6 protein-coding genes are annotated in these 6,545 nt (G+C 64.6%); 3 read left to right on the top strand and 3 right to left on the bottom strand.

Going from position 1 to position 6,545, the window contains the following annotated elements:
• Positions 1-234 precede the first annotated feature (234 nt).
• Both Q4C89_RS13285 and Q4C89_RS13280 read right to left on the bottom strand, forming a co-directional pair.
• Positions 235-1,626 carry an RNB domain-containing ribonuclease gene (locus Q4C89_RS13285; protein ID WP_303103104.1) on the bottom strand — a complete coding sequence of 464 codons (1,392 nt, stop codon included), beginning with the start codon at positions 1,624-1,626 and terminating at the stop codon, positions 235-237.
• A 45-nt stretch (positions 1,627-1,671) separates the two neighbouring features.
• The gene (locus Q4C89_RS13280) at positions 1,672-2,367 is read right to left on the bottom strand and encodes a Crp/Fnr family transcriptional regulator (RefSeq protein ID WP_303103103.1); all 696 of its coding nucleotides are present in this window, start codon (positions 2,365-2,367) and stop codon (positions 1,672-1,674) included.
• A 189-nt stretch (positions 2,368-2,556) separates the two neighbouring features.
• On the opposite strand from Q4C89_RS13280, the gene Q4C89_RS13275 reads away from it, so the two are divergent.
• The 3 genes from Q4C89_RS13275 to Q4C89_RS13265 all read left to right on the top strand — a co-directional run bounded on the left by Q4C89_RS13275 (position 2,557) and on the right by Q4C89_RS13265 (position 5,930).
• On the top strand, positions 2,557-4,377 hold the full coding sequence (locus tag Q4C89_RS13275) for an acyl-CoA dehydrogenase C-terminal domain-containing protein (RefSeq protein WP_303103102.1): 1,821 nt from the start codon (positions 2,557-2,559) through the stop codon (positions 4,375-4,377).
• A 108-nt stretch (positions 4,378-4,485) separates the two neighbouring features.
• Positions 4,486-4,821 (top strand): hypothetical protein, encoded by a 336-nt coding sequence (locus tag Q4C89_RS13270; RefSeq protein ID WP_303103101.1) that lies wholly within the window; start codon positions 4,486-4,488, stop codon positions 4,819-4,821.
• Between the two features lie 44 nt (positions 4,822-4,865).
• Positions 4,866-5,930 carry an agmatine deiminase family protein gene (locus Q4C89_RS13265; protein WP_303103100.1) on the top strand — a complete coding sequence of 355 codons (1,065 nt, stop codon included), beginning with the start codon at positions 4,866-4,868 and terminating at the stop codon, positions 5,928-5,930.
• 69 nt (positions 5,931-5,999) lie between these two features.
• Here Q4C89_RS13265 and Q4C89_RS13260 read toward each other — a convergent pair.
• Positions 6,000-6,545: DsbA family protein (locus tag Q4C89_RS13260; protein ID WP_303103099.1), on the bottom strand; the 546-nt coding region annotated here is incomplete at its 5' end.

The following is a 6,545-nucleotide window of genomic DNA, read 5'->3' as shown; positions in this document are numbered from 1 at the left end:
GCAGGTGCGGTAGTGCAGCACGGCCACATGAAACTGCCCCTGCTGGGCGGCATGTTCGGCGCGGCAATGGGACAGCCGAAGAGACACGATGTCGCACGGGGCAGTCGTGACAGTCATGCAGGCAGTCTAAACACAAAAACTTGACGTCGAATGAAAGGTGAACCAGATTTCTGCCCACCACTACGCAGTTTTTTAGCTTGGAGCCGAATGACCCTATGTCATTTGCCTCGAAGTTTATCCGGTCGTTCGGGCGCGTGCAGTCAGCTGTGGCAGATTCACGTCCACGAATTGAACCTTGAGTTCCGTGCCGGGCGCGGCGGGCGTGCTGAGCGGCACGTCGAAAGCGAGGTCGGGAATCAGCAGCGTGGCTTGCGGCCCCCGGCGGTCTACCACCACGGCGTCCCAGAGGCGGTCGGGCTGCGCGGCAATGAAGCGCAGGGTGTGGTGACGGCGGCTGAGGCGCTCGGCCTGGCGGGTGGCGTCGGCATTGAGCTGTGACTCTGCGATATGCGAGGCCATCACTTTGCTGGACATGGGTTCACGCTCGGCTAAGAACGCCCGCAACTGCTGATGCACCACCAGATCGAGGTAACGGCGCATGGGGCTGGTCACCTGGGCGTACAGGTCGAGACCCATACCGTGATGCGGCCCCGGCGACGGCTGAAAGCGGGTGCGGGCCAGCGTCTTGCGCCGCGCCCACATCGCGCTCAGGGTGTCGCCGCGCACCTCGCGGGTCGGGTAATCCTGGGTGGCAAAGGGCAAGGGCAACTCGTTGTCGTCGGCAAAAATGGCCGCCCCCCAGCCTGCCAGCGTCATGCACTCCTGCACCACCGTCCGCATCTCGGGCTTGGGCAGCGGGAAGACTTGAGCACCCGTTTCGTCGGCCTTGACGCGCACTTCGGGCAGGTCGATGGACAGCGCCCCTTCCGCCTCGCGCAGCCGACGGCTGGCCCGCGCCAGTCGCGCCAGCGTGACGAAGGGTTCCTCGCCCGCTTCGAGTCGCCGCTGCGCTTCTTGGTAGGCCAGCCGCTGCACCCGGACCCGCGTCAGCACCACGTCTATGGCCTCGGCGTTGCCATCCGCGTCGAGGTCGAGATACAGCGATAGCGCGGGCGAAATCTCGTGCAGGCCCAGCCCGGCCTTCTGCACCAGTTCGTCGGGCAACATGCCGATGGTCTGGTCGGGCAAATACAGGGTGGCCCCCCGTGCGCGGGCTTCGAGGTCAAGCGGGCTGTCGGGGGCCACCAGCGCCGCCACGTCCGCCACATGCACCCACAGCCGCGTCAAGCCGCCGCCCAGGTCTTCTACGCCCACCGCGTCGTCAGGGTCCTGGTTGCCTTCATCGTCAATGGCGAAGGTCGGCAGGTGGGTCAGGTCGAGGCGTTCCTCGGCCGGGTCGAAATCGGGCACGGGCAAGTCCACGCCATGCAGCGCGGCCCGCAACCGGTCGGCGTAAGGTGTACGGGCTTCGTCCCAGACGCCCAGCTTGAGCAGGTAGGCATGGGCACTTTCCGGCGTTTCCGGCAGTCCCGCTTCGCGCAGGGTACGGCTTTTGTCGGCCCGGCCCCGCGCCAGCAGCTCGACTTCGGTGCGCTGGGCGGGGGTCAGTTCGGGAAATTCGGTCATGCCGCCCAGGATAGTCGGCGCGTGGCTGCCGGGACGCCGCGCCCCTCAGTTTTCCTGTTCGATGAACTGCTTGAGGGCGTCCATTCGCACGATGATGGGCGAGCGGGCACGCACGATAGAGCCGTCTTTTTTGAGGCGGCTGAGACTGTGGCTGACCGTTTCACGGGTCGCGCCGACCATGCGGGCGATGTCTTCCTGATTGAGTTTCAGGTTGAGTTCTACACCCTGCGAGTGGGGCCGCCCAAATTCGCGGGCCAGGCGGTAAAGCAGGCTGGCGACACGCTCGGGGGCGCTGTAGGCGCTGACCGTCGCTGTCCAGGTTTGCGCCTCGAACAGCCGCGCCGCCATCAGGCGAATGAGTTTCATGGCGAGGTCGGGCTTGGTGTTGAGCAGTTTTTGCAGCTCCTGGCGCGGCAGCACAATCAGGGTGGTGCGCTCCAGTGCTTCGGCCTGGGTGGGGCGGCGTTCCTCGGGTTGCAGCAGCAGCTCGCCGAACGTGTCGTGCTGGCCGACCACCCCCAAAATCGCTTCTTTGCCGTTCGGAAAGAGCTTACTAATCTTGACCAGGCCGCTCCGCACGAAATAGAGCGCGTCGGCAGGGTCGTCCATCCGGTAAATCACTTCGCCGGGTTGGTAGAAGCGGTAGGGGGTCGTCGCAGCCACACGTTCCAGTTCGGCCAGCTCAAGGTCGGCGAACAGTTCAGTTCGCTTGAGGTGCCAGACCAGACTCGGATAATTCATGTCTGTGGGTCAGCATAACCGAAAAAATTCAGCTCACCCACCCGCAAACGGACGTGCCTGAGGTAAAGTTACGAACAGGTGACATTGGGGCCAGGAAGTTTTATACTCGGTTCAACTTACACCCTGGAGACTCCCCAGCCTGTAGAGCAGGCTATGGAAAGGAGTCGGCCTTTTACGGAGGAGTCAACTATGCCCAGCTACAAAGCCCCCACCCGTGATATGAAGTTCTTGCTGAAGGAACTGCTCGCCGCTGACCAGCAGCTGGCGGCCCTGCCCTTCTACCAGGAGAATGAAACCGCCGACTTCGACCTGCTGTCTCAGGTGCTCGACGAGGCCGCCCGCTTCATGGAAACCGAAGTGCAGCCACTCAACCAGGTCGGTGACAAGGAAGGCTGCGTGCGCGACGAGCACGGCAACGTGAAAGCCCCCACCGGCTTCAAGGCTGCCTACGACAAGTACCGCGCCGCTGGCTGGACCGCCCTGGACGCCGACCCCGCTTACGGCGGGCAGGGTATGCCCCGTGCGCTGAGCCTCGCCATTACCGAAATGGTCAACAGCGCGAACGTGGCGTGGGGCATGTACCCCGGCCTCTCGCACGGTGCGTACAGCGCCCTGCACGCCGTGGGCAGCGATGAACTGAAGAACCTCTACCTGCCCAAAATCGTGGACGGAACCTGGAGCGGTACCATGTGCCTCACCGAGCCGCACGCGGGCACCGACCTCGGCATCATCCGCACCAAGGCAACCGACAACGGCGACGGCACCTACGCCATCACGGGCACCAAAATCTTCATCTCGGCGGGCGAACACGACCTGACCGAGAACATCGTGCACCTCGTGCTGGCCCGCCTGGAAGGCAGCCCCGCCGGAACCAAGGGCATTTCGCTGTTCCTGGTGCCCAAGTTCATCCCCACCGCCGACGGCAAGCCCGGCGAACGTAACGGCGTGGTCTGCGGCAGCATCGAGCACAAGATGGGCATCCACGGCAACGCCACCGCCGTGCTGAACTTCGACGGCGCCAAGGGCTGGCTGGTCGGCGAAATCAACAAGGGCATGAACCACATGTTCATCATGATGAACGCCGCCCGTCTGGGCACCGGTCTGCAAGGTCTGGGCCTTGGTGAAGTCGCCTACCAGAACGCGCTCGCCTACGCCAAGGACCGCCTGCAGATGCGCAAGGAACCCCGCGTGAGCAGCGAGGAAGCCGACCCCATCATCGCCCACCCCGACGTGCGCCGCATGCTGCTGACCGGCAAGGCCTACAGCGAAGCCGGACGTGCGCTGGCGATGTGGCTGGCCCTCTCGCTCGACACCGAGCACCACCACCCCGACGAAGCCAAGCGCAAGGAAGCGGGCGACCTGGTGGCCCTGCTGACCCCCATCGCCAAGGCCTTCATGACCGACAACGGCTTTAACGTCGCCGTGCAGAGCCAGCAGGTCTTCGGCGGTCACGGCTACATCCAGGAATGGGGCATGGAGCAGTTCGTCCGTGACGCCCGCATCGGCCAGATCTACGAAGGCACCAACGGCATCCAGGCGCTCGACCTGCTGGGCCGCAAGGTCCTGATGGACGGCGGCAAGAAGCTCCAGAAGCTGGCCGAAACCCTCCAAGAATTTGTCGAGGCCAACGAAGGCGACGAGCACATCGGCGACTACGTCAACCAGCTCGGCAAAGCCGCCCAGCAACTCGGCTCCATCACCATGGTCGTCGGCCAGAAGGCCATGAGTGGTGCGGAAGGCCCCGACGAAGTGAACGCCGCTGCCGTGGATTACCTGCGCTTCTTCGGTCACGTCGTGTACGGCTACCTCTGGGCCCGTATGGCAAAGATCGCCCACGACAAGATCGAAGCCGGCGAAGACAAGGACGGCTTCTACCTCGCCAAGACCCAGACCGCCAAGTTCTACTTCGCCAAACTGTTCACCGAAACCAAGACGCTCGCCGCCAACATCAAGGCCGGCAACGAGCCTCTGGCCGTGGACGACAAGGCTGTCTTCGGCTGGGAACACTAAGCACCTGCTCCTGAGCCGACGCGCTCGGGTTAACGCCTCTGCCCCCGTGTGGGGTGGGGGCTTTTTTCGTTTCAGGAACCGCAGAAAGCCGGGGCGCGTAGATGCAGCATGAACCGTCTGCTCGCCCTGCTTTTCTGCGGTGTCTTTTCGCTGGCGTCCGCCTCTTCAGTCACGCTGTCGCTCTGGCAGACGGCGAAAACGGAGCGGGGCACCCTCACGCTGCTGCGCGTGCAGGATGAGCGCTGCCCTCCTCGCGCCTTTTGCCTGATGAGCGGGGGCATGCGGGCAACGGTGCTGGTCAGGCAAGGCTTTCACTTTCGGTTGGTGCAGGTCAACTGGCCGGGTCAGGCAGAGGCCACGCCTGCCGGACCCCTGAGCCTCAGCCGGGTCAGCCGCCGGGAGGCTGGCGCTGCTCCCCAGGTGACCTTCGAGCTTGGGCGATGAGAAGGTAAAAAGCGTTGACCCCGTTCGCCCGCTAACATGCCCCCATGAAGCACTTCACGCCCGAAGACCCCACCCCCCGCGACCTGGGCTTTGCCATGCCGCCCGAATGGGCACCGCACGAGGCGACCTGGATGGGCTACCCCGCCGACGATGAACTGTGGTTCGGGCACCTCGGCGGCGTGCGTGACGAGTACGCGCATCTGGTTCGGACGATTGCCCGGTTCGAGCGGGTCGAACTGCTGGTGCGCGACGAAGAAAGCGAACGCGACGCCCGCGCCCGGCTGGGGGACGCCAACGTGCGCTACCACCGCGTACCGCTGGACGACTCCTGGCTGCGCGACTCTGGCCCGCTGTTCGTCACACGGGGCGACAAAGACCCTGAAGTTGCGCTGGTCAACTGGAAATTCAACGCCTGGGGCGGCAAGTTCGAGTGGGAAAACGACGACCGGATTCCCGAATATGTGGCGCAGTTCCTGGGCATGGCCCACTGGGACCGCCCCGAAGTGCTGGAAGGCGGCGGCCTGGAAATCGCCGGGGGCGGCGCGGGACTGACCACCCGCTCCTGCTTCCTGACCGAGACGCGCAATCCGGGGCTGACCGAGGAGGGCTACACCTTCTTGCTGTCGGACATGCTGGGCGTAAAAAAACTGCTGTGGCTCGACGGTGGCCTGGAAAACGACCACACCGACGGGCACATCGACACCATTACCCGCTTCGCCGCTGAAAACGTCATCGTGACCAGCGTGGAGGCCGACCCCAGTGATGCCAACCATGCCACCATGCAGGGCAACCTCGAAAAACTGCGCGAGATGAGGACGCCCGGCGGCGAGTTCTACCAGATTGTCGAACTGCCGCTGCCCGCCAATCGTCTGGAGGGGGCAGAAGGGCGTCTGCCACCCACCTACGCCAACTTCTATATCGGCAACGGGTTCGTGGTCGTGCCGCAGTACGGCGACCCCAACGACAAGAAGGCGCTGGACGTGCTGCGCCCGCTGTTTCCGGGGCGCGAGGTCATCGGCGTGCCGAGCCGCAAGATTATCGAGGGGGGCGGCTCGTTCCACTGCCTGACCCAGCAGCAGCCTGCCGGACGGGTCTGGAAGGGCGAGTAACCCAGGCACTGAGGAAACGGAGGGGTTGACTATGAAAACGTCAACTCCTCCGCTTGCTGTGGCGCCCGCTCAGCTCTTCTTCGCCACCGGACGCCGGATGGTCGCCACCTGCGCCTCGCTGCGCAGGGTTCCGGTCAACAGGCCCCAGAGGTTCTGCGCGGCGTGGGGGTCGCGGGTCAGCCCCTCGAACTTGAAATAGGCCGCGTCGCCGCTGCTCAGGACAAAGGTGGGCGTACCGAATACGCCGAGCGCCGCCGATGCCTCCAGGTCTTCGCGCAGCTCGTGCCGCAGGGCTTCCTCGTCCTGGCGGTCTTTCTGCCACTGTTCGAGGTTCAGCTCGGCTTGCCCCGCAGCGTCTTGAAAGGCGGCTTCGTCGAGCTCACGCCCGTCCTCATGGTGCAGGCGAAACAGCGCCAGCGTGAAGGCCCAGCTTCTGTCCTCACCCTGACGGTAAGCAGCGCGGGCGGCGAGAAAGGCGTTGAGGCTGGGGCGCTGGTATTTCAGGTAACCGCCGCCTCCCTCGGCGTCCAGCGGCTGGTCGGAGAGCCACCACTGCACCGTGTTCTGGTCCTTGTTCTCGGGGTGGTTGCCCTGCACCAGCGAGAAATGCCGCAG

Source organism: Deinococcus sp. (assembly GCF_030523985.1).
In the GTDB taxonomy this organism is placed as follows: Bacteria; Deinococcota; Deinococci; order Deinococcales; family Deinococcaceae; genus Deinococcus.
The sequence above is the reverse complement of the archived record's forward strand: the minus strand, read 5'-3'. Positions and strand labels throughout refer to the sequence as shown.